Annotated in this window: 18 protein-coding genes, 5 tRNA genes and 1 pseudogene; 20 read left to right on the top strand and 4 right to left on the bottom strand. The window is 56.7% G+C overall.

Annotation, left to right across the window (positions count from 1 at the left end; all coding sequences use genetic code 11):
* Positions 1 to 48: 48 nt before the first annotated feature.
* The 3 genes from AB5Y90_RS17050 to AB5Y90_RS17040 all read right to left on the bottom strand — a co-directional run bounded on the left by AB5Y90_RS17050 (position 49) and on the right by AB5Y90_RS17040 (position 3,936).
* Positions 49 to 2,085, bottom strand: a complete 2,037-nt coding sequence (locus AB5Y90_RS17050; RefSeq protein ID WP_307896234.1) for an exoribonuclease II — start codon at positions 2,083 to 2,085, stop codon at positions 49 to 51.
* 99 nt (positions 2,086 to 2,184) lie between these two features.
* A complete protein-coding gene (locus AB5Y90_RS17045; protein ID WP_307896235.1) occupies positions 2,185 to 3,084 on the bottom strand; it encodes a LysR family transcriptional regulator ArgP in 900 nt (299 codons plus the stop codon).
* 201 nt (positions 3,085 to 3,285) lie between these two features.
* Positions 3,286 to 3,936: an acyl-homoserine-lactone synthase gene (locus tag AB5Y90_RS17040; RefSeq protein ID WP_042081537.1), complete on the bottom strand. Its 651-nt coding sequence runs from the start codon at positions 3,934 to 3,936 to the stop codon at positions 3,286 to 3,288.
* Between the two features lie 62 nt (positions 3,937 to 3,998).
* On the opposite strand from AB5Y90_RS17040, the gene AB5Y90_RS17035 reads away from it, so the two are divergent.
* Positions 3,999 to 4,781 (top strand): LuxR family transcriptional regulator, encoded by a 783-nt coding sequence (locus tag AB5Y90_RS17035; protein WP_307896236.1) that lies wholly within the window; start codon positions 3,999 to 4,001, stop codon positions 4,779 to 4,781.
* 207 nt (positions 4,782 to 4,988) lie between these two features.
* Entirely contained in the window at positions 4,989 to 5,597 is a 609-nt protein-coding gene (gene lysE, locus AB5Y90_RS17030) for an L-lysine exporter (RefSeq protein WP_307896810.1), read from the top strand.
* An 81-nt stretch (positions 5,598 to 5,678) separates the two neighbouring features.
* On the opposite strand, the pseudogene AB5Y90_RS17025 reads toward lysE, so the two are convergent.
* Positions 5,679 to 7,688, bottom strand: a pseudogene (locus AB5Y90_RS17025) (methyl-accepting chemotaxis protein).
* Positions 7,689 to 7,948: 260 nt separating this feature from the next.
* Here AB5Y90_RS17025 and ruvA point away from each other — a divergent pair.
* The 18 genes from ruvA to AB5Y90_RS16935 all read left to right on the top strand — a co-directional run bounded on the left by ruvA (position 7,949) and on the right by AB5Y90_RS16935 (position 20,040).
* Positions 7,949 to 8,563 (top strand): Holliday junction branch migration protein RuvA, encoded by a 615-nt coding sequence (gene ruvA, locus AB5Y90_RS17020; protein ID WP_005335746.1) that lies wholly within the window; start codon positions 7,949 to 7,951, stop codon positions 8,561 to 8,563.
* A gap of 8 nt (positions 8,564 to 8,571) precedes the next feature.
* Complete coding sequence (gene ruvB, locus AB5Y90_RS17015) at positions 8,572 to 9,582, top strand: Holliday junction branch migration DNA helicase RuvB (protein WP_005335744.1); 1,011 nt, start codon at positions 8,572 to 8,574, stop codon at positions 9,580 to 9,582.
* 934 nt (positions 9,583 to 10,516) lie between these two features.
* Positions 10,517 to 12,073, top strand: a complete 1,557-nt coding sequence (locus tag AB5Y90_RS17010) for a cytochrome ubiquinol oxidase subunit I (protein WP_005335743.1) — start codon at positions 10,517 to 10,519, stop codon at positions 12,071 to 12,073.
* Positions 12,074 to 12,084: 11 nt separating this feature from the next.
* Positions 12,085 to 13,221: a cytochrome d ubiquinol oxidase subunit II gene (gene cydB / locus AB5Y90_RS17005; protein ID WP_307896237.1), complete on the top strand. Its 1,137-nt coding sequence runs from the start codon at positions 12,085 to 12,087 to the stop codon at positions 13,219 to 13,221.
* 14 nt (positions 13,222 to 13,235) lie between these two features.
* On the top strand, positions 13,236 to 13,352 hold the full coding sequence (cydX, locus tag AB5Y90_RS17000; RefSeq protein ID WP_005304933.1) for a cytochrome bd-I oxidase subunit CydX: 117 nt from the start codon (positions 13,236 to 13,238) through the stop codon (positions 13,350 to 13,352).
* Positions 13,339 to 13,650, top strand: coding sequence for a cyd operon YbgE family protein (locus AB5Y90_RS16995; protein ID WP_041202810.1), 312 nt, complete (start codon positions 13,339 to 13,341; stop codon positions 13,648 to 13,650). Before cydX ends, AB5Y90_RS16995 begins: the two co-directional genes overlap by 14 nt.
* A gap of 105 nt (positions 13,651 to 13,755) precedes the next feature.
* Complete coding sequence (ybgC, locus tag AB5Y90_RS16990) at positions 13,756 to 14,163, top strand: tol-pal system-associated acyl-CoA thioesterase (protein WP_005335737.1); 408 nt, start codon at positions 13,756 to 13,758, stop codon at positions 14,161 to 14,163.
* Positions 14,153 to 14,842, top strand: a complete 690-nt coding sequence (tolQ, locus tag AB5Y90_RS16985; RefSeq protein WP_005335735.1) for a protein TolQ — start codon at positions 14,153 to 14,155, stop codon at positions 14,840 to 14,842. The genes ybgC and tolQ overlap by 11 nt, the downstream gene beginning before the upstream one ends.
* Positions 14,842 to 15,288, top strand: coding sequence for a protein TolR (tolR, locus tag AB5Y90_RS16980; protein WP_005354757.1), 447 nt, complete (start codon positions 14,842 to 14,844; stop codon positions 15,286 to 15,288). The genes tolQ and tolR overlap by 1 nt, the downstream gene beginning before the upstream one ends.
* 5 nt (positions 15,289 to 15,293) lie before the next feature.
* Positions 15,294 to 16,427 (top strand): cell envelope integrity protein TolA, encoded by a 1,134-nt coding sequence (tolA, locus tag AB5Y90_RS16975; protein ID WP_307896238.1) that lies wholly within the window; start codon positions 15,294 to 15,296, stop codon positions 16,425 to 16,427.
* Positions 16,428 to 16,522: 95 nt separating this feature from the next.
* Positions 16,523 to 17,848: a Tol-Pal system beta propeller repeat protein TolB gene (gene tolB / locus AB5Y90_RS16970; protein WP_158112736.1), complete on the top strand. Its 1,326-nt coding sequence runs from the start codon at positions 16,523 to 16,525 to the stop codon at positions 17,846 to 17,848.
* 49 nt (positions 17,849 to 17,897) lie between these two features.
* Positions 17,898 to 18,422 (top strand): peptidoglycan-associated lipoprotein Pal, encoded by a 525-nt coding sequence (gene pal, locus AB5Y90_RS16965; RefSeq protein ID WP_005304908.1) that lies wholly within the window; start codon positions 17,898 to 17,900, stop codon positions 18,420 to 18,422.
* Positions 18,423 to 18,580: 158 nt separating this feature from the next.
* Positions 18,581 to 19,381 (top strand): tol-pal system protein YbgF, encoded by an 801-nt coding sequence (ybgF, locus tag AB5Y90_RS16960; protein WP_162515189.1) that lies wholly within the window; start codon positions 18,581 to 18,583, stop codon positions 19,379 to 19,381.
* Between the two features lie 174 nt (positions 19,382 to 19,555).
* Positions 19,556 to 19,631: transfer RNA gene (locus AB5Y90_RS16955), tRNA-Lys, on the top strand.
* Positions 19,632 to 19,662: 31 nt separating this feature from the next.
* A tRNA-Val gene (locus AB5Y90_RS16950) sits at positions 19,663 to 19,738 on the top strand.
* Between the two features lie 22 nt (positions 19,739 to 19,760).
* Positions 19,761 to 19,836: transfer RNA gene (locus tag AB5Y90_RS16945), tRNA-Lys, on the top strand.
* 17 nt (positions 19,837 to 19,853) lie between these two features.
* Positions 19,854 to 19,929: transfer RNA gene (locus AB5Y90_RS16940), tRNA-Val, on the top strand.
* Between the two features lie 35 nt (positions 19,930 to 19,964).
* A tRNA-Lys gene (locus AB5Y90_RS16935) sits at positions 19,965 to 20,040 on the top strand.
* The last annotated feature ends 2 nt before the right edge of the window (positions 20,041 to 20,042 follow it).

The following is a 20,042-nucleotide window of genomic DNA, read 5'->3' as shown; positions in this document are numbered from 1 at the left end:
GCCCGCACGATGGCGGGCTCTCGGGCAGATCAGATGATTCTGCGCGGCTTATTCTGCCTTGGGGGCAGCCTCAGCGGGCGTTTCACTGCTATCGGCTGGCGCACTCTCGGTCGCCGGGGCTTCCGGTGCCGGGCCCGGCACCAGATCCACAGCTGGTTTGGCGATAAGGGAGCGGGTCTCTTCTACCGCTTCGGTCAGCTTGATCTCGATGAGCTGGCCGAGCTCGTAGACCACCTCGGTCTTGTCCAGATAGACGCGACCGTTGTCCCAGTTGCACTCCAGTCGATCCTTGTTGTCGAGAATATGGCGGGCAGGCAGGAAGACCACGGCGCCGTTCTCCTGCAGACGCAGCTTGAGACCGGCACGCATCACGTCGATGATCTCGGCGTTGAATACCTGATCGGTGCCAGCGGCGGCTTTCAGGTAGCGGACATAGAGCCAGTCGCCGATGTCACGCTCCACCATGCGGTGCAGGCGGCGGCAGGCGGTCAGATGCTCGGTGAGCTCGGTGCTCGGGCGCTCACCCGGGGTCTTGCCGGCGATAACCGCTTTGAGCAGACGATGGTTGACCATATCGCCGTATTTACGGATCGGAGAGGTCCAGGTGGCGTAAGCATCCAGACCCAGACCGTAATGGGCGCCCGGTTCGGAGGACATCAGCGCATAGCTCTGGAAGCGGCGGATCTTGCCATCCAGCCAGCGGGTGTCGAGGTTGTCGATCCAGCGGCGCAGGGCGCAGAAGCCGGAGAGGCTGGCGATCTCGTCGCGCTCGAACGGGGCTTCGGCACTCTTCAGCAGGTCGATGGCACCGTCGAGGGACTCTTCGTCAAAGCCGGTGTGAACGTTGAAGATGCCGTAACCGACGCTCTTGCCCAGCACGCGACCGGCGCAGATGTTGGCGGCGATCATCGACTCTTCCACCATGCGGTTGGCGATGCGGCGTGGCTCGACGTGGATGGCCAACACTTCGCCATTTTCGCCCAGCTCGAAGTCGTAGTCGGGACGATCCGGGAATACCAGCGCATGTTCGGTGCGCCACGCGATGCGTGCTTCGGTCATCGCCTTCATCAGCGGCAGCTGGGCCAGTACGCCTGCGTCGATAGACAGCTCTTTGCCATGCTCGGCCCAGTCGGAGACGTCGTCATAGTTGAGACGGGCGTGGGAGCAGATGCGGGCGGCGAAGAACTCGGTCTCCTCCAGTAGCAGACCATCTTCGGCGATGAGCAGACGGGCACACAGAGTGTTGCGCTCCTCGCCCTCTTTCAGGGAGCAGAGCTCGTCGGAGAGGGTGCGCGGGATCATCGGCACGTTGCGGCCCGGCATGTAGACGGTAAAGGCGCGCTGGGCGGCCTCTTTGTCCAGCTCGCTCCCTTCGGCCACATAGGCGGTCGGGTCAGCGATGGCGACCAGCAGCTCCCAGCCGTTGTCCAGCTTGGTGATGGCCAGCGCATCGTCCATATCCTTGGTCTTGGCACCGTCGATGGTGAAGAAGGGCATCTTGGTCAGGTCACGACGGGGCAGCTCTTCCTCTTCGATCACCTTCCACTCCGGCAAATCAGCCGGCTCGACCTGGGCTAGGTTGTGGCGCGCAAGCACCACCCACCAGGGCACATTGTGATCTTCCTGGGCGGCGATCTTCTGGATGATCTCGGCAGAGAAGTTACCGTCGACCAGCGCATGGCGCTTGAGGGTAGCCACCACCCAGTCACCTTCCTTGAACTCTTTCTCATCCAGACCCTTCTTGACGCGGGCCTTGATGGCATCCTTGATCAGCGGATGGTCGGCCACCACGTTGAGGCGGTCGCGGAACATCTTGACCCGGGCCACGAAGCGGGTGACGGACTGCTCCAGCAGGGTATCCGGCTCGGCCACTTCCTTCTCTTTTTCGGTGCGGATCAGGGCGGTCACCCGGTCACCGTGCATCACCTTCTTCATGTAGGGAGGCGGCACGAAATAGCTGGTCTTCTCATCGACTTCCAGAAAGCCGAAGCCCCGGTCCGAGGCGCGGATCACACCCTCTTTCTTCGGGATGTTTTCGCGGATTTGTTGCTTGAGCTGGGCCAGCAGCGGATTGTCTTGGAACATAAGTGAGGAACCTGAAGTGAAAACCTGGGTGGAGACCTGATGAAGGATCGCCCAGCACTATACGTTTTTAGCCCTGCAAAGCCAAGGTGAATGGCCTGCTCAGCGTGGTTTCAACTGCGATCTGGCATGGTCGATAAGGCGTTGGGATAGCTGCTTGTGAACCCCTTTTTCCAGTACCCAGCGGTGCCAGTAGAGGCATTCCGTCAGGACGTGGTCGGGACTGAGGTTGAGTAGTGACCCGCCTGCGAGCTGGCCTCTTATCTGCAATTCGGGGATCAGGCAGTAGGCCAACCCCTGTTCGGCCATGGCGACGAAGGCCTCTGACGAGTGGACCGTATGGCAGGGATAACCGCCAGGCTCCAGCCCGAAGTGTTCTCTCATAAAGCTCACATGCATGTCATCACGCTGATCGAACGCTACCGCAGGTGCCTTGGCCAGCGCATCGCGGGTCAGGCCATGAGGGAAGTGGCAGGCTACGAAGGCGGGGCTGGCGGTAAGCAGATAGTTCATCTCACCGAGCTCGTCGACGCAGCAACCCGCCAGCGGTTGGGGATGCAGGCTGACCGCACCAAAGGCCTGACCCTCGCGGACCTTGTCGAGGGTGCGGTTCTCGTCATCGACCAGCAGGTTGAGTTCGATGGGGTGCTGTTTCAACAAGGGGGCAATGGCGGGCAAAAACCAGGTGGCCAGGCTGTCGGCGTTCACTGCGATGCTGATCCGGATTGGCCCTTGCGGCTGGTCGGGGGTCAGCTCCCCCGCCAGTTCGAGCTCAAGCTGATGTACTTGCCGATAGTGGGCCAGCAGCTTCTGGCCGAGCGCGGTGGCCTGCAGCGGCTGGCTACGAATAAGCAGCGGCTCGGCAAACTGTTGCTCCAGCTGTTTGATCCGCTGGGAGATGGCCGACTGGGTGATATGGAGCGACTTGGCCGCCCGATCGAAGTTCTGTTCCTGCAGTACCGCATCCAGTGCCCGCAGCAGTTTGTAGTCCAGCTCTTTCATATTCTCTCCCTTCCGTTGCCCAAGGGCTGACTCTACGTCACTCGGCAGGGGACAACAATGGGCGGTGGAAGGGACGTTGCGCTGTGATTTTTGACAGTAGTGGTCAGGCCATTGACGGAGGATACTCTCTGGTGCCGCATGGGGTAGCCCTGCGCAGATCGTAGCGACATCTTTATCCCGGGTCTGTTTTCCCGGGATTTTTTATGAGTGAACTGCCAGCACCGGTGACGGTTGCTGCAGTGGATAATGGCTGGTTTGATAATGGCCCAGCAGAGGTTGGGAGACCGCCTGCGCGAAGCGCTCATCCAGATGGAAGCGGATGCCAACGCCCCTTACCGCCCCCAGATCGACCGCCTGACGATGACCGAGGCGCTCGATGGGCAGGCCAAGTCGGCGGAAGATGCGCTCCACCGGCAGGCTGACGACGGCGACCAGCTCCCGGATCCCGTGGGCATGGGCGAAGGCATATACCTCGCGGAAGATGACGCAAGTGAGTTCGCTGACGCCATTGCTCATGCGCGGTGCGCGCTGGGCATCGATAGCCAGACGGGTGAGTTCCCAGACATCGGGGGTGCGTGGCGCGCTTTCACCGGCAAGGGCGGTGGGGAAGATGGTGGGCAGCATATAGGCATCGGCACAGTTGAGCAGACGAATACAGCCACACAGCCCTTGTTCGTCCTCGATCAGAACCCAATGGGTGTCTGGCGTGTCGAAGCTGTCACGCTCCAGGCCCCGATGAGACTCGACATCCCAGCCTAGCCGGTCGGAAAAGACGCGATTTCGAAAGCGATAGAGTTCATTCTCCACCTCGTTTCGTGGATGTTCTCTCAATTTTCCTTTAAAAACCAACATTATGGACCCTCTATCTTGCTATTCGCCGTTATAATCACATGTCTGGCCAAGGGGGCTTTCATATGAACAGAGACCAACTGCTTGAGTACCTCGAACATTTCACTTCGGTGACGGACGGCAATCGTCTGGCCGAACTGATCGGTCGCTTTACGCTCGGGATGGGCTATGACTACTATCGCTTCGCCCTGATCCTGCCGATGTCGATGCAAAGGCCCAAGGTGGTGCTGTTCAACCAGTGCCCCGATTCCTGGGTGCAGGCCTATACCGAAAACAACATGCTGGCGTGCGATCCGGTGATCCGGCTGGCACGCAAGCAGACGCTGCCCATTTACTGGAACCGCCTCGATGAGCGGGCCAGTTTTCTGCAGGAGGGAACCATGGACGTGATGGGGTTGGCAGCCGAGTTCGGGTTGCGTAACGGCATCTCCTTCCCTCTGCACGGTGCTGCCGGGGAGAACGGTATTCTCTCCTTCATCACCTCCGAGCGGGCCTCGAGCGACTTGCTGCTGGAGTCCTCGCCGATCCTCTCCTGGATGTCCAATTACATCTTCGAGGCGGCCATTCGGGTGATGCGTTTCAGCATGATGGACAGTGCGGGTAAAGACCCCTTGACCGAGCGCGAGACCGAGTGCCTGTTCTGGGCAAGTGAAGGGAAGACCTCTAGCGAGATCGCCTGCATCCTCGGGATCACGGAGCGCACGGTCAATTACCATCTCAATCAGGTCACCCGCAAAACCGGCTCAATGAACCGCTATCAGGCCATTGCCAAAGGGGTTAGTACGGGGCTGTTGCTACCCAATCTGGAGCAAGTTGTGGTTACCAACTTCCCCAGATTGCTGCAGTAGGCTGAGCCCACAGGCGCAACAGATTCTCCTGCCGCACTCTGAGGGTCACAATTGTCAGATCCGGTAATTGACAAGGGCTGGAACAGCGGCTGGGTATGCCGGTTTTTATTAGCAAAATGAATCAATCAGTAAATCAATGAATTTCTAAGAAGGAACCACCATCGCTATAGTGCCGCTCATTCATCATTTCGAACGGTGCTCTCCATGATGCTCGCAACGACACTACAAGGCTTCACCATCGGTCTGGCCATGATCATCCCCATCGGCGCCCAGAATGCCTTTGTGCTGAGCCGGGGCATCCATCGCAATCACCATCTGCTGACGGCCACGCTTTGCAGTTTCTGCGATCTCACCCTGATTGCTATCGGCGTATTTGGCGGGGCCAATGTGCTGGCCACCAGCCCCCTCGGCATGGCGCTGCTCATCTGGGGAGGCGTGCTGTTTCTCGGCTGGTTTGGTGGCCGTTCCCTGCTCAGTGCATGGCGCGGTAAAGGGGAGGGAGTTGCCGATTCTACTCAGCAGATGGGGGCCAAAAGCGTGCTGGCGATGACGCTGGGAGTTACGCTGCTCAATCCTCACGTCTATCTCGATACATTGATGCTGCTCGGCTCCCTTGGCAGTCAGGTGAGCGAGTCCCTGCGTCCGGCCTTTGCTGCGGGGGCCATGCTGGCCTCGTTGGTGTGGTTCTACTCGCTGGCGCTGGGTGCTGCGGCACTGGCGCCCTGGCTGGCCCGCAGCCGGGTGCAGCAGGGGATCGATCTGCTGGTTGGCATCATCATGCTGAGCCTGGCTGTTCAACTGGCCATAGGACGTTGAGGAAGTTAAGGCGGCAGGAATGAGCGACCGGTAACAAAAAGATGCCGCTCACATGAGTGGCATCTTTGCTATTGAAAGGGGTCAGACCCTGAACTGGGAGAGCAGGCGCTGCTGCAGCAGGCTGGCCTGATGGAGCGAGGAGGCGAGTTGCAGACACTCCTGCGCCTCCTGTTCGCCGGTTCTGGCTTGCAGACTGATGCCGGAGACCTTGTCAGAGGAGTGGCTCAGGGTGTGTGACAGTTGCCCGGTAGCCACGGCCACCTGCTGTACCATGTCCGCCAGTTGGTCGATGGCGCCTTCCACCTTGAACAGGATTTGTTTGGTGTTCTCGGAGTCCTGCATGCCAGACTCCACCGTCTTGAGGTTGCGTTGCATCATCAGATAGGCGGTCTCGGTCTGCTGCTGGATGCTGCTGATCACCTAGCTAATTTCGGCGCTTGATGTCGCCGTGCGATTGGCTAGGGTGCGCACCTCGTCCGCAACCACCGCAAAGCCACGTCCCATCTCCCCCGCGCGGGCCGCTTCGATGGCCGCATTGAGGGCCAGCAGGTTGGTCTGTTCCGAGATACCGCTGATGGTGGAGATGATCTGGCCAATCTGACCCGCCTGCTCCTTGAGGGAGTTGATGGCGATGGCACACTCGCTCACCTCCTGTACCACCCGCTGCATGCCCGCGCTGGCGGAGGCGACATACTGGCTGCTCTCGGTGGTCAGCTGGCGCACCTCATTGGCATTGTGGGCCGCCATGCTGCAGTTGTCCGAGATACCGGTGGCGACTTGCACCATCTGTTCACTGTCATGGTGCAGGGCCAGCGCATGTTCGGCGGTCTGGCGGCTGCTTTGGCTGATTGCCTCCACCCGGTTGACCGAGGTGTGAACGTGTTCGCTGATGTGCTGGTTGTTGTCCATGGTGGAGCTGATCATCTTCTGCAATTTCTCGATGAAACGATCCACGCTGTTGGCCAGCGAGCCTATCTCGTCATCCCGTTGCAGGTTGATGCGGGCGTTGAGATCTCCCTCGCCGGCGGCGATATCCTGCATTCGTTTGTCCACTTGCAGCAGCGGGGTCACCAGCTTGCGGGTCAGCCAGAAGCCGCAGAGGGTGACCATGATCAGGCTCAGCAACAGGCCACCCAGCAGCAGGGTTCGGGTCTGGCTGATGATGCCGTTGAGCTGGGCCACCTGATCCTCGACGGTGGCATCGCCGCTCTCCTCGATGGCAACCAGCTGTTGTCGCAGCTCATCGGCACTGACCTCATAGGCGGACTGCTGGGCCTGATAGCTGCCGAGCGCATCGACCCACTGTCCCATCAGTTGCTGATGCCGGGCCAACAGGGCGCGATACTCTGCCGACAGTGTCTTGCCGGCAAATTCCCCGGTTCCCTCGATATCGAACAGCCCGGTGCCGAGCATGCTGTCGACCGCTTCGTGGTAGAAATCGGTCGCCTCTTTCAGCTCGGCCTTGATCGCCTCTGTGACTCCTTGTCTGCGCATCTTTTCCAGCGCATAGAGCTGGCGCAAAAAGCCTATGTTGGATTCCATCCCCCCGTCGGCCGCTTCCCAGCGAGTGGAGAGGCCGCTGTTCCAGCTGATGGTCTGGTCGGGGGATTGGGTCAGCACCTCGACCGCGCCGTCGCCGATCACCTCCAGCTGGGTCGAGAGGCGGGCCATCAGATCGGCATTGTGATGCAGTGCCTGATCCACCTCGGTATAGGCGTGATAGAGCGCCAGCAGCTTCTCTTGTTGCTGTTGATAGTCCTGCTTGTGCTGTTCCATGGTGGCAAGGGCCGCACCATCAATGAGCTGCCCCTGGCTGACCCGGGCCAGCGCGTCATCGGTCGCCGCCTTGGCAGCATCGAGTTCGGCGCGGTTGAGCGGGGTTCCGTTTTGCATCTTCTGAATCTGTAGCTGTTGGTTGCCCAGCTCTATGGAGCCCTCCATGGCACCGTCGGCGGTCTGCCAGGCGGCGCCCAGGACATAGGAGAGCAGATTGGCTAGCCGCTGGCTGCCATACCAGCCAACGACCCCCATGCCCAGCGTACAGCCGAGCAATATGGCAAGACCCAGATTGGAGGTGGTAACAATTTTCATGTAATGGCCTTCCTTGGTATCGACATTGGCACCAGTTTCGGTTCCGAACGGGTTTAGTGTAGTGGTTTATCCCCCGATCGGGGGCCGGTGCGGCGCTGAAACATCCCGTGCACTGGTTGCACCCGATCAAGCATGGTGGAAAATGGGATAAAAAGCCTCTCTTACCACAAGGGTGTTGCTGCCCTATGCTGGATACTTATCCAGTTATTCTTTATGCTATGAGCCAATTTACGAATAGTTGTATTGGTGAGGAGAGAGCCGTGATTGGTCGCTTGAGAGGCATTGTCATTGAAAAGCAGCCCCCCGAGGTCCTGCTGGAAGTGGGCGGGGTTGGCTATGAGGTACAGATGCCGATGAGCTGCTTCTATGATTTGCCGGAGATCGGCAAGGAAGCGACCATCCATACTCACTTCGTGGTGCGGGAAGATGCCCAGTTGCTCTATGGTTTCAACCACAAACAGGAGCGGGCACTGTTCCGCGAGCTGATCAAAACCAACGGAGTCGGCCCCAAGCTGGCGCTGGCTATTCTTTCCGGCATGACAGCTACCCAATTCGTGCTGAGTGTCGAACGTGAAGAGATAAGCTCTTTGGTCAAACTGCCGGGAGTCGGCAAGAAGACCGCCGAGCGGCTGGTGGTGGAGATGAAGGATCGCCTCAAGGGCTGGGTCAGTCACGACCTCTTCTCCCCGGCCATGGTCACCCTGCCAGCCAGTGAGCCCGAATTGCGGGCACCTGATGTGACCGAAGAGGCGGCCAGTGCGCTGGTGGCCCTAGGTTACAAGCCGCAGCAGGCGAGTCAGATTGTCAGCAAGATCGCCAAAGAGGGGATGTCGGTGGAAGATATCATCCGTGAATCTCTGCGTAGCCTGGTATGAGGTAGTTGATGATTGAAGCAGACCGCCTCATTTCGGCCAGTGCCGCCCGTGAGGATGACATTATTGACCGGGCTATCCGCCCCAAGAAGCTGGCTGATTACACCGGTCAGGATACCGTCTGCGAGCAGATGGAGATCTTTATCGAAGCGGCCCGTCAGCGGGGTGAAGCGCTCGATCACCTGTTGATCTTCGGCCCGCCGGGTCTGGGCAAGACTACCCTCGCCAACATCGTCGCCAACGAGATGGGGGTCAATATCAAGACCACCTCCGGCCCGGTACTGGAGAAAGCAGGGGATCTGGCGGCGCTGCTCACCAACCTCGAACCGAACGATGTGCTGTTCATCGATGAAATCCATCGCCTCAGCCCGGTGGTGGAGGAGGTGCTCTATCCGGCGATGGAGGATTACCAGCTCGACATCATGATCGGGGAGGGTCCAGCGGCTCGCTCCATCAAGCTGGATCTGCCTCCCTTCACCCTGATTGGCGCCACCACCCGGGCAGGTTCACTGACCAGCCCGCTGCGGGATCGCTTCGGCATCGTCCAGCGGCTGGAGTTCTACAACGTCAAGGACCTGACCGATATCGTCTCCCGCAGTGCCCGTTGTCTGGGGCTAGACATGACGGAAGATGGTGCCATTGAGGTCGCCCGTCGCTCTCGCGGCACGCCGCGGATTGCTAACCGTTTGTTAAGGCGGGTGCGCGACTTTGCCCAGGTGAAATCCGATGGCCGGATCGACGGCCCCATTGCTGCTCGCGCCATGGACATGCTGGATGTCGATAATGAAGGTTTTGACTTCATGGACCGCAAGTTATTGTTGGCTGTGATAGACAAGTTTATGGGGGGCCCGGTGGGTCTCGATAATCTGGCCGCCGCGATCGGGGAAGAGAAAGATACTATCGAAGATGTGCTGGAGCCTTATCTGATCCAGCAAGGGTATCTGCAACGTACACCCAGAGGACGGATTGCGACCACACGAGCCTACGCTCATTTCGGTCTTCAGCGACCAGATGAGAAGTAAAAACAGTCGTTTGAACATGAAACCGCCGTCAAAGGCGGTTTTTTGTTATCCGGGCAAAAAAAAGCCCACGGCGGATGCGGTGGGCAAAGACAATTCAGGATGGATGTTCACAGACAGTGAGTGCGTCTGGACACAGACCGGAAAATAAACAGGTGAGCCGTCGCGAGCTCTCAGAGTCGGTTCAGTTGATAGAGCTGAACAAAGGAAAGCTTGTAGTAACGGATGGTTTTAGCAACAAACTTTTTCATCTTCGATTCCAATAGACAGGTTCAAATTGATCGTCGAATACGTACCGTGAACCCGGATTAACCGGCCTGTATCCAAGGGTATGCCCTCACTGCGAGGCGCATTGTAGGAGTTCGAATCGACCCCGGCAAACAAGAAAAATTGCACTCTTCAAATTAGTTTATCTAATGTCTTTATTGATGAAATTGGTTCGCATGAGTATGCATTCTTTGCAATTTTAAATTGAGTTTTCGAATCAGATTGCCTGACTCGGATAACATGGAAAAAGGCGCGTCATTCACGCTTTTCAAATTAAACCGAGCGGCGGGATGTTAAATTCTTAAATTGATTTAAATCAATGCTTTACGCTTTATCGTGTTTTGTGATCTGGCTCGCGTCAATAATCGTGAAATAGATTAAAAATGCCTTTCAAAGCCATGTATGGCGGGTCCTTTTACATTGATTTCAATCAAATAAAGGTGATATAAAAACCCGGTCATCATGGGCGAGAATAAATTTAGGCTGATTGTTTTGGAATTGTTAAACATTAGCTTTATTTGTGTTCTCGTATTGCCTTGTTGTTAATGCCAGTGGTTACTGAACGCGTTTTGTTGTGACACGTCCCAATAAGGCTCATTCGATAACCTCCAACGGAAGCTTTGTGCTTAAAACTTAAAATAGCCGTGCCAATAATCGGTGAGGAAACATCATGATTGCTGAGCATGTGGTAGACCTATCGCGGTTCCAGTTCGCTGCGACGGCCCTTTATCACTTTTTGTTTGTACCCCTGACGCTGGGAATGGCCTTTCTCCTGGCGATCATGGAATCCGTCTATGTGATGACCAACAACACCATCTACCGGGACATGACCAAATTCTGGGGTAAGTTGTTTGGTATCAACTTTGCCTTGGGGGTCACCACAGGTCTGGCCATGGAGTTCCAGTTCGGGACGAACTGGGCTTACTACTCCCATTATGTCGGCGATATCTTCGGGGCCCCGCTGGCTATCGAAGGGCTGATGGCCTTCTTCTTGGAGTCCACCTTCGTCGGTATGTTCTTCTTTGGTTGGGATCGTCTGAGCAAGCATCAGCATCTGGCTGCCACCTGGTTGATGGCGCTGGGTACCAACCTCTCCGCCCTCTGGATCCTGGTCGCCAACGGCTGGATGCAGAACCCGGTCGGTGCCGAGTTCAACTTCGAATCCATGCGGATGGAGATGATGAGCTTCGCTGACGTGGTGCTCAACCCGGTTGCTCAGGTCAAGTTCGTCCACACTGTGGCGGCAGGTTATACCTGTGGCGCCATGTTTGTGCTGGGTATCTCCTCCTACTACCTGCTGAAGAATCGTGATGTGGCGTTTGCCCGTCGCTCCTTCGCCATTGCCGCTGCGTTCGGTATGGCTTCCATCGTGTCCGTGCTGATCCTCGGTGATGAATCCGGTTACGAGACAGGTGAAGTGCAGAAGGTGAAACTGGCCGCTATCGAAGCTGAGTGGGAGACTGAACCTGCTCCGGCTGCCTTTACCCTGTTCGGTATTCCGAATCAGGAAGAGATGCGCACCGACTACGCCATCAAGATCCCCTATGCGCTGGGCATTATCGCGACCCGTTCTCTGGACGGTCAGGTCACCGGTCTGAAGGATCTGAAGAGCGAGCACGAACTGCGCGTTCGTAACGGTATGACCGCTTACGACCTGCTGACCAAGCTGCAATCCGGTGACAAGTCTGACGAGACCCGCGCTCGTTTCGACGAAGTGAAGCAGGATCTGGGCTACGGTCTGCTGCTCAAGCGCTACACCAGCAACGTGACCGATGCTACCGACGAGCAGATTAAGGCCGCCGTGGATGACTCCATCCCGCAGGTACTGCCGCTGTTCTTCGCCTTCCGCATCATGGTTGCCGTCGGCATGCTGATGCTGGTGTTGATTGGTATGGCCTTCTATGACAGTGCCCGTCACCAGATCGGCAAGCGCAAGTGGCTGCTCAAGGGTCTGCTGTGGGGTATCCCGCTGCCGTGGATCGCTATCGAAGCTGGCTGGTTTGTTGCTGAATATGGTCGCCAACCGTGGACCATTGCAGAGGTGTTGCCGACTTCCCTCTCTGCATCCAATTTGCCTGCAGCCGAGATCTGGTTCTCTCTGATCGGTATCTGCCTGTTCTATACCGTACTTCTGGTTATCGAGATGTACCTGATGTTCAAGTATGCCCGTCTTGGCCCCAGCAGCCTGAAGACTGGCAAGTATCACTTTGAACAGATCAAGGCATAAGGAGAGCGACCATGTTTGATTACGAAACTCTGCGTGTCATCTGGTGGGCTCTGGTCGGCGTGCTGCTGATCGGTTTTGCCATCACTGACGGCTTCGACATGGGGGTAGGCGCACTGCTCCCGTTCGTCGGCAAGAAAGATGTCGAGCGCCGCGTGATGCTCAACACCATGGGACCGCACTGGGAAGGTAACCAGGTTTGGCTGGTCACTGCCGGTGGTGCCTTGTTCGCCGCCTGGCCGATGGTGTATGCCGCGACCTTCTCCGGCTTCTACATCGCCATGATCCTGACCTTGATGGCGCTGTTCCTGCGTCCGGTCGGTTTCAAGTACCGCTCCCTGCGTGCTGATGCCAAATGGCGCAGCAACTGGGATTGGGCCTTGTTCGCCGGCAGCGCCGTACCGCCCATCGTCTTTGGCGTAGCCTTTGGCAACCTGCTGCAAGGCGTTCCGTTCGAGTTTAACCAGTTCATGATGTTGACCTATCACGGCAACTTCTTCGGCCTGCTTAACCCGTTCGGCATTCTGGCTGGTCTGGTGAGCCTGTTCATGCTGCTCACCCAGGGCGCAACCTGGTTGATGATGAAGACCGACGGTGAAGTGCTGGCACGTTCCCGCACTGCCGCCATGATCTGCTCACTGCTGACCCTGGTGCTGTTTGCTGCCGCGGGTTGGTGGGTAAGCGGTATGGAAGGGTATGTCATCGTCAAGGCTGCCGCGACTGACGCGGTATCCAACCCGATGAACAAGGAAGTTGTCCTGCAGGCTGGTGCCTGGATGAACAACTACACCCTCTATCCGTGGATGGTGGCTGCCCCTGTACTGGGCCTGGCCATGAGCCTGCTGACTGCGCTGTTTGCCCGCATGAACATCGGCTGGCTGGCGTTTACCTGCTCCTCGCTGGCGATTGCCGGGGTCATCCTCACTGCCGGTTTCTCCATGTTCCCGTTCGTGATGCCCTCAAGCCTTGAGCCGTCACTGAGCCTGACCATGTGGGATGCTACTGCCTCTTTCAACACCTTGCAGGTGATGACTGTGGCCGCAGCGATCTTCGTACCGATTGTGCTGGGTTACACCATCTGGACTTACATCAAGATGTTTGGCCGGGTAACCAACAAGCACATCGAAGATAACCAACAATCTCTCTATTAAGAGGTGCGCTGACAATGTGGTATTTCACCTGGATCCTGGGACTGTTGCTGGCCTGTGCATTTGGCATCATCAATGCGCTGTGGCTGGAACACACCGAGAACATGGATCGTCAGATCGATGAAAACAAGTGATCGACTCGCCAGGCTGGCCGCTCCACTGGAGCGGCAGCCGTGGCAGGGGTTGATGTTACTCGCGGCGGCCTTGTTGGCCGTCGCTATTTTACAGGCCCCCAATCTGATCGCGGCCAACACCAGCGAGCATGGTCTCTGGCTTGCTCCCTGGCTGATGTGGGCCGTCTGTTGTGGCGTACTTAACGGGCTTGGCTTTCATCTGAAAAGCCTGCCCGGACGTGTGCTGTTCAACCCCTGGCTCGCCTGGCCCAGTTTGTTGTATGGCCTCTGGCTGACACATTCATATTTCCTTTCATAAAAAACGGGGGGAGGCAGGATTTCCCTGTCTCCCCCTGCTTCTTTCCTATTCAGCCCTGCGCTATGATAGCCCCCCATCTGACTGTCGAATGGATCACAGATTGTTATGGGGGAAGTCTTTGAGTTTCCGGTGCGTGTCTACTACGAAGATACCGACGCCGGGGGCATCGTCTACAACGCCAATTATCTCAAGTTTATGGAACGTGCTCGCACCGAGTTTCTTCGTGCCAAAGGGGTCGAACAGGACGTCTGGCTGCAGGAGGGATATGCCTTCGTGGTGAGCCGAACTGAGATCGATTTCCGCTCGGCGGCCCGTTTTAATGAACTATTGAATGTATTAACGCAAGTGATTGAAGTGAAACGCGCATCCCTGCGCTTTTCGCAGCAGATCCTGGCGGCTGATGGACGACTGATCACCCAGGCCATGGTACAGATAGCCTGTGTCAGTCATCCGCAAATGAAACCTGTAGCTATACCTGAAAAAATCAAGGGAGTGCTGTTAAGTGCACGCTGAAATTTCGTTTATTGGCCTGTTTTGGCAAGCCAGCCTGTTGGTAAAACTGGTCATGATGACCCTGATGAGCATGTCTATTGTCTCGTGGGCGCTGATTATCCAGCGTTCAAAGGCGATCAAGGCGGCCAATCTCGCATCGGAACAGTTTGAAGATCGCTTCTGGTCAGGGGTCGATCTCAATCGGCTCTATCAGGAGTCCTCTTCCCGCCGCGATGATATCGAAGGCATGGAAGATATCTTCTACTCCGGCTTCAAGGAGTATGCCCGCTTGCTCAAGGCCGGTGCCCGTGGTCAGGATGCGGTGATGGATGGTACCTACCGCGCCATGCGTGTCTCCCTCTCCCGCGCGGTGGATGATCTGGAATCCAACTTGCCGGTGCTGGCGACCATCGGCTCCATCAGCCCCTATATCGGTCTGTTTGGTACCGTATGGGGGATCATGAACGCCTTTATCGCCCTGGGTCAGGTGCAGCAGGCCACCCTGCAAATGGTGGCACCGGGTATCGCGGAAGCGCTGATCGCCACTGCCATGGGTCTGTTTGCCGCTATCCCGGCGGTTATCTTCTACAACCGCTTCTCCAACAAGGTCGAGCGGCTGGAGAACGCCTACGCCAACTTCATGGACGAGTTCACCACCATTCTGAACCGTCAAATTGCACAGCAGCAGGGTGATCAGTAATGCAAACCTATCAGCGGATCCGGCGCAAGAAGGTGGCCGAGATCAACGTGGTTCCCTATATCGACGTCATGCTGGTGCTGCTTATCATCTTTATGGCGGTCACGCCGGTGATCACGCAAGGGGTCAAGGTGGATCTGCCACAGGCTGAGTCCGAGCAGTTGCCGGAAGATGCCAAGCCGCCCTTCATCGTCAGCGTCAATACCGAAGGCGAGTATGTCATCAAGGCTGGCGAAGCCGATGACGAGCCGGTGCCAAGCGGCACGCCAGAGGCGATGCAGCAATACATCACCGAAAAAGCCATGGGCTATCTGGCGATCAACCAGAATGCCCCCGTGGTGGTCGCGGGTGACAAGGCCGTGCGCTACGAAGAGGTGATCCTGTTGATGGTGGCCCTCAAGAAAGCGGGTGTGCCTCAGGTTGGCCTGATGACAGATCCGGTGAACTAACGGAGATGGATGTGAAGCGTGGTATTTCCGGTTATCTCATCGCGTCGTTTCTGCTGCACCTGATCATCGGCATCATCCTGTTTGTCGGGCTCGATTTCAGCAAACCGAAACGACCCGAATCGAAGGGGCAGATCGTCAATGCCGTCATGCTTGATGAGAACTTCCTCAACGAACAGGCCAAGCAGATCCAGCAGCAGAAATCTCAGCCCAAGCCTCAAAAGGTAGAGAAAGAGAAGGATAAGGAAGACACGGATCTCGCCAAGCGCGAGCTGGCTCAGAAACAGGAGCAGCTTCGCATCGCCGAGACCAAGCGCAAGCAGGCCGAAGAGGCGACTCGCAAGGCCGAGGCCGAGAAGCAGAAGAAGGTTGCCGAGCAGAAGCAGGCGGAAGAGAAGGCCCAAAAAGCCCAGGAAGCCCGCAAGCTGGAAGAGCAGAAGGCCAAGAAGGCCGAAGCCGAGCGTAAAGCGGCGGAAGCCGAGAGCAAGGCGTTGGCACTGAAGAAGAAAAAGGAACAAGAGAAGAAAGAGGCTGAAGAGAAGGCCAAGGCGGCAGAAGCCAAGGCCAAGAAAGCGGAAGCTGACAAGAAGGCCAAAGCCGAAGCCGAGAAGAAAGCCAAGGCAGAAGCAGAAAAAAAAGCCAAAGCCGAGGCCGAGAAGAAGGCCAAGGAAGAGGCTGAGAAAAAGGCAAAAGCTGACGCAGAGAAGAAAGCCAAGGCAGAGGCCGAAAAGCAGGCCAAGATCGCGGCTGAGCGCAAGCGTAAAGCAGCCGAGCAGGCCAAGCTGCAAAAAGAGATGGAAGAGATGATGCAGCAGCAGCTGTCGGCTGAGGCCAATGCCCGCAGTCAGGCCGCATCGGCAGCAGCCCAGGGCGAAGTCGACAAATATGCGGCGCTCATCAAGGCCACTGTTGAGCGGTATATGATTTTGGATCCCACCATGCGGGGCAAAACATGTACTATCGGCGTACGTCTTGCGAGCAGTGGCTTTGTCATATCGGTAGATAACGGCCAGGGTGACCCGGCGGTCTGTCGTTCCGGTAAGGCGGCTGTTCTGAAAGCCAATCAACTGCCTGTGCCCAAGGATCCTGCGGCATTCGAGATGTTGAAGGAATTTAACCTGAAGTTAGAACCGAGTATCTAAGCGTGATAAAACGAGGTTGCTTGCCTCCGGTTGGCAACCTCTCGCCGAGAAAGGAATTTAACCTCTCATCTATATTGGAACCGAGTATTTAAGCCATGATCAGAAAAGTATTTTTTGCTTTGGTTGGCTGTTTGTTGCTGGGCCAGAGTGCCCAGGCGGCCCTGGACATCGTCATCACCGGCGGTATTGATAGCGCACGCCCCATCGCCGTCGCCCCCTTCAAGTGGGAAGGCAACGGGCAGTTGCCGCAGGACATCGCGGAAGTGGTCTCCAACGACCTGATGCGCAGCGGCAAGTTCAAGCCGCTGGCCCGTGGCCAGATGCCGCAGACCCCGAGCAGCAGCAGCGAGATCAACTTCGCTCCCTGGGCCGCTCAAGGGGTTGAGGCCGTAGTCGTCGGTTCCATCTCGGCGGTGGGTGACGGCACCTACAAGGTCAACTTCGAGCTGGTTGATGTGCTGAAAGGCCAGCTGGCCAAGGCGCAAGGCGGCGAGAGCAACGGTTACATCCTGGATAGCCGCATGGCGACCATCCCGGGTGCCCAGATGCGCCAGTTTGCCCACCGTATCTCCGACATCGTCTATGAGCGTCTGACTGGCGAGCGCGGTGCCTTCCTGACCCGTTTGGCTTACGTCTCCGTACAGCAGGGTACCCAGTTCCCGTACCAGCTGCGTATTTCTGACTACGACGGTTACAACGAGAAAACCCTGCTGCGCTCCCGCGAGCCCTTGATGTCTCCGGCCTGGTCACCGGATGGCAGCAAGCTGGCTTACGTGAGCTTCGAGAACCAGAAGTCCGAAATCTATGTGCAGGATATTTACACTCAGCAGCGCAGCCTGATCACCAGTTTCCGTGGTATCAACGGGGCGCCGGAGTGGTCTCCGGATGGTCGTCGTCTGGCTATCGTTCTCTCCAAAGATGGTTCACCGAACCTCTATGTGGTTGATGTCGCTAGCAAGCAGCTGACCCGCGTCACAACCAGCCGTGTGATCGACACTGAACCCTCCTGGATGCCGGATGGGCAAAATTTGTTGTTCACCTCTGAACGTGGTGGCAAACCCCAGATTTATAGCGTAAATTTGGCGACTGGTATGACTCGCCGGATGACTTGGGAAGGTGAATCCAACCAGGGTGCATCCATTACTCCTGATGGCAAAATCATGGTGATGGTGACCCGTGTTCAGGGACAGTATCGTATTGCCCGTCAGGACATGGAAAACAATGCCCTGTTGGTCCTTACCCAGAGTGCTCTGGATGAGTCGCCAAGTGTGGCTCCCAATGGCAGCATGATCATTTATGCCACCATCTATCAGGGTCGTAAGAGTCTCGCGTTGGTGTCGACTGATGGTCGCTTCAAGGCTGTGCTTCCGACCAGTAGCGGTGAAATTCGTGCACCAGCTTGGTCGCCCTTCTTGAATTGATAAAAATCCAATTGTTTTTTGTTTTGTTATAAAGGTTTAAGGAAATAGCATGCAACTCAATAAACTGCTCAAGGGTTTGGCCATCGCACTGCCACTGTTCACCCTGGCCGCTTGTAGTTCTTCTTCTGATTCCGACGCCGCTGGCGCTGAATCAGGTATGACCGACGGCATGGGCGGTGTACAAACCGGCGGCGCCAACGGCATGTTGTCCCCGGAAGAGCAGATGCGTCAGAAGTTCGAAGCACTGCAACGTGACAACGTGATCTACTTCCCGTTCGACGGTTACGATATCCAGGGTCAGTACGCTGATCTGCTGGATGCCCACGCCAGCTACCTGCGCGAGCGCCCGAGCGTTAAAGTCCTGATCGAAGGTCACGCCGATGAGCGCGGTACTCCGGAGTACAACATCGCCCTGGGCGAGCGTCGTGCCAAGGCTGTTGCCAAGTATCTGCAAACCCTGGGTGTGCAGGCCGAGCAGCTCTCCATCGTCAGCTATGGCGAAGAGAAGCCGTTGGACATGTCTCACACCGAGGATGCCTTTGCCAAAAACCGCCGCGCGGTTCTGGTTTACTAAGGTTTGAACCGAACGAAGTTCGTTTATATGCAAGCGGCCATTTCGATGGCCGTTTTATTTGCACTAAACGCCAAGGTTTGATCCGAATGAAATCTGCATATGCGAGCGACGATGGCGCTGGCCGTTTTATCTGTACTAAACGCTAAGGTTTGATCCGAATGAAATCTGTGTACAAGCAAGTTGTCGTTGCGCTGGCCGTAATGGTTGCTCTGAATGCGCAAGCTGCGGCACCGGTCAGCGATCTGGGCGGTGACTCAAGTGGTGGGGTTGTCCTTAGCGGCAACAACGGCGCCATCGTGCCCACCGGTAGCCTGGAAGATCGGGTTGCCCTGCTGGAGCGCACCCTCAATGCCCGTCTGCGACTGCAAGCTGAATTGCAGCAACAGGTCGACTCCCTGCAAGGGGAGGTTTCCGAGCTGCGTGGTCAGCTGGAGCAGCAGACCTACCAGATGGAACAGTCGCAAGAGCGCCAGCGTCAGCTCTATCAGGAGCTCGACAAGGTTGCCAGCAGCCAGCAAGCTGCTCCAGCTGCCCCGGCCCCTGCTGCTGCCACACCGGCTGCAGCCGCCAATTACTCAACCAATCAGGATGAGAATCAGGCCTACGACGCAGCGGTCAACATGGTGCTCAAAGAGAAGAACTACGACAAAGCCATTCCGGCTTTCCAGGGCTTCATCAAGCAGTACCCCAATTCGGGCTATGTTCCCAATGCACACTACTGGCTCGGCCAGTTGCTGTTCAACAAGGGTGACAGAGCCGGAGCCTCGGCCCAGTTTTCGACCGTGGCCAACAAATACAGCAAATCCCCCAAGCGAGCCGATGCGCTGCTGAAGCTGGGTATGCTGGCGCAACTGGATGGCAAGAAGGCGGAAGCCAAATCCTTCTATGAGCAGGTGATCAAGGGCTATCCCAACACCTCGCCGGCCCAGTTGGCCAAACAGAGTCTGGCCAAGCTGTAACATTGCTGTATGTCACTGTTTTCGTAACGCTACTGTAAAAACAGCCTGCATTTGTACGCACAGTGAGCAAACGGATTTAAATTACGAATTTTCTGTTGCACCGGAAATTTAAATCCGTAATATAGGCCGCCGTCAGAGCCGAAGCAGTAATGCAGTCGGAACTGGTCGTGGTGAGGGTCGTTAGCTCAGTCGGTAGAGCAGTTGACTTTTAATCAATTGGTCGCTGGTTCGAATCCAGCACGACCCACCATTTTCTCCACTAAGTGGAGACAGAATTCCCAGGTCGTTTAGCTCAGCTGGGAGAGCACCTCCCTTACAAGGAGGGGGTCACTGGTTCGATCCCAGTAACGACCACCAGTTTGTAAAAAATGATTTAGATGGGTCGTTAGCTCAGTCGGTAGAGCAGTTGACTTTTAATCAATTGGTCGCTGGTTCGAATCCAGCACGACCCACCATCATTTCAAGAATCCCAGGTCGTTTAGCTCAGCTGGGAGAGCACCTCCCTTACAAGGAGGGGGTCACTGGTTCGATCCCAGTAACGACCACCATATTTGTAGTAAAAAGTTTAAAAAATGATTTAGATGGGTCGTTAGCTCAGTCGGTAGAGCAGTTGACTTTTAATCAATTGGTCGCTGGTTCGAATCCAGCACGACCCACCATC

Origin of the sequence: Aeromonas sp. R4-1 (assembly GCF_040908325.1) — a bacterium.
Lineage (GTDB): Bacteria > Pseudomonadota > Gammaproteobacteria > Enterobacterales > Aeromonadaceae > Aeromonas > Aeromonas veronii.
The sequence above is the reverse complement of the archived record's forward strand: the minus strand, read 5'-3'. Positions and strand labels throughout refer to the sequence as shown.

Excerpts from the sequence above, each read along its gene's own strand:
- ruvB (WP_005335744.1), top strand. The coding sequence starts at position 8,572 with ATGATTGAAGCAGACCGCCTCATTTCGGCCAGTGCCGCCCGTGAGGAT.
- tolA (WP_307896238.1), top strand. The coding sequence starts at position 15,294 with ATGGATGTGAAGCGTGGTATTTCCGGTTATCTCATCGCGTCGTTTCTG.
- AB5Y90_RS17050 (WP_307896234.1), bottom strand. The coding sequence starts at position 2,085 with ATGTTCCAAGACAATCCGCTGCTGGCCCAGCTCAAGCAACAAATCCGC.
- ybgC (WP_005335737.1), top strand. The coding sequence starts at position 13,756 with ATGGGGGAAGTCTTTGAGTTTCCGGTGCGTGTCTACTACGAAGATACC.
- AB5Y90_RS17010 (WP_005335743.1), top strand. The coding sequence starts at position 10,517 with ATGATTGCTGAGCATGTGGTAGACCTATCGCGGTTCCAGTTCGCTGCG.
- lysE (WP_307896810.1), top strand. The coding sequence starts at position 4,989 with ATGCTCGCAACGACACTACAAGGCTTCACCATCGGTCTGGCCATGATC.
- AB5Y90_RS17045 (WP_307896235.1), bottom strand. The coding sequence starts at position 3,084 with ATGAAAGAGCTGGACTACAAACTGCTGCGGGCACTGGATGCGGTACTG.
- pal (WP_005304908.1), top strand. The coding sequence starts at position 17,898 with ATGCAACTCAATAAACTGCTCAAGGGTTTGGCCATCGCACTGCCACTG.
- tolB (WP_158112736.1), top strand. The coding sequence starts at position 16,523 with ATGATCAGAAAAGTATTTTTTGCTTTGGTTGGCTGTTTGTTGCTGGGC.
- cydX (WP_005304933.1), top strand. The coding sequence starts at position 13,236 with ATGTGGTATTTCACCTGGATCCTGGGACTGTTGCTGGCCTGTGCATTT.
- AB5Y90_RS17035 (WP_307896236.1), top strand. The coding sequence starts at position 3,999 with ATGAACAGAGACCAACTGCTTGAGTACCTCGAACATTTCACTTCGGTG.
- tolR (WP_005354757.1), top strand. The coding sequence starts at position 14,842 with ATGCAAACCTATCAGCGGATCCGGCGCAAGAAGGTGGCCGAGATCAAC.
- AB5Y90_RS16995 (WP_041202810.1), top strand. The coding sequence starts at position 13,339 with ATGAAAACAAGTGATCGACTCGCCAGGCTGGCCGCTCCACTGGAGCGG.
- cydB (WP_307896237.1), top strand. The coding sequence starts at position 12,085 with ATGTTTGATTACGAAACTCTGCGTGTCATCTGGTGGGCTCTGGTCGGC.
- AB5Y90_RS17040 (WP_042081537.1), bottom strand. The coding sequence starts at position 3,936 with ATGTTGGTTTTTAAAGGAAAATTGAGAGAACATCCACGAAACGAGGTG.
- ybgF (WP_162515189.1), top strand. The coding sequence starts at position 18,581 with ATGAAATCTGTGTACAAGCAAGTTGTCGTTGCGCTGGCCGTAATGGTT.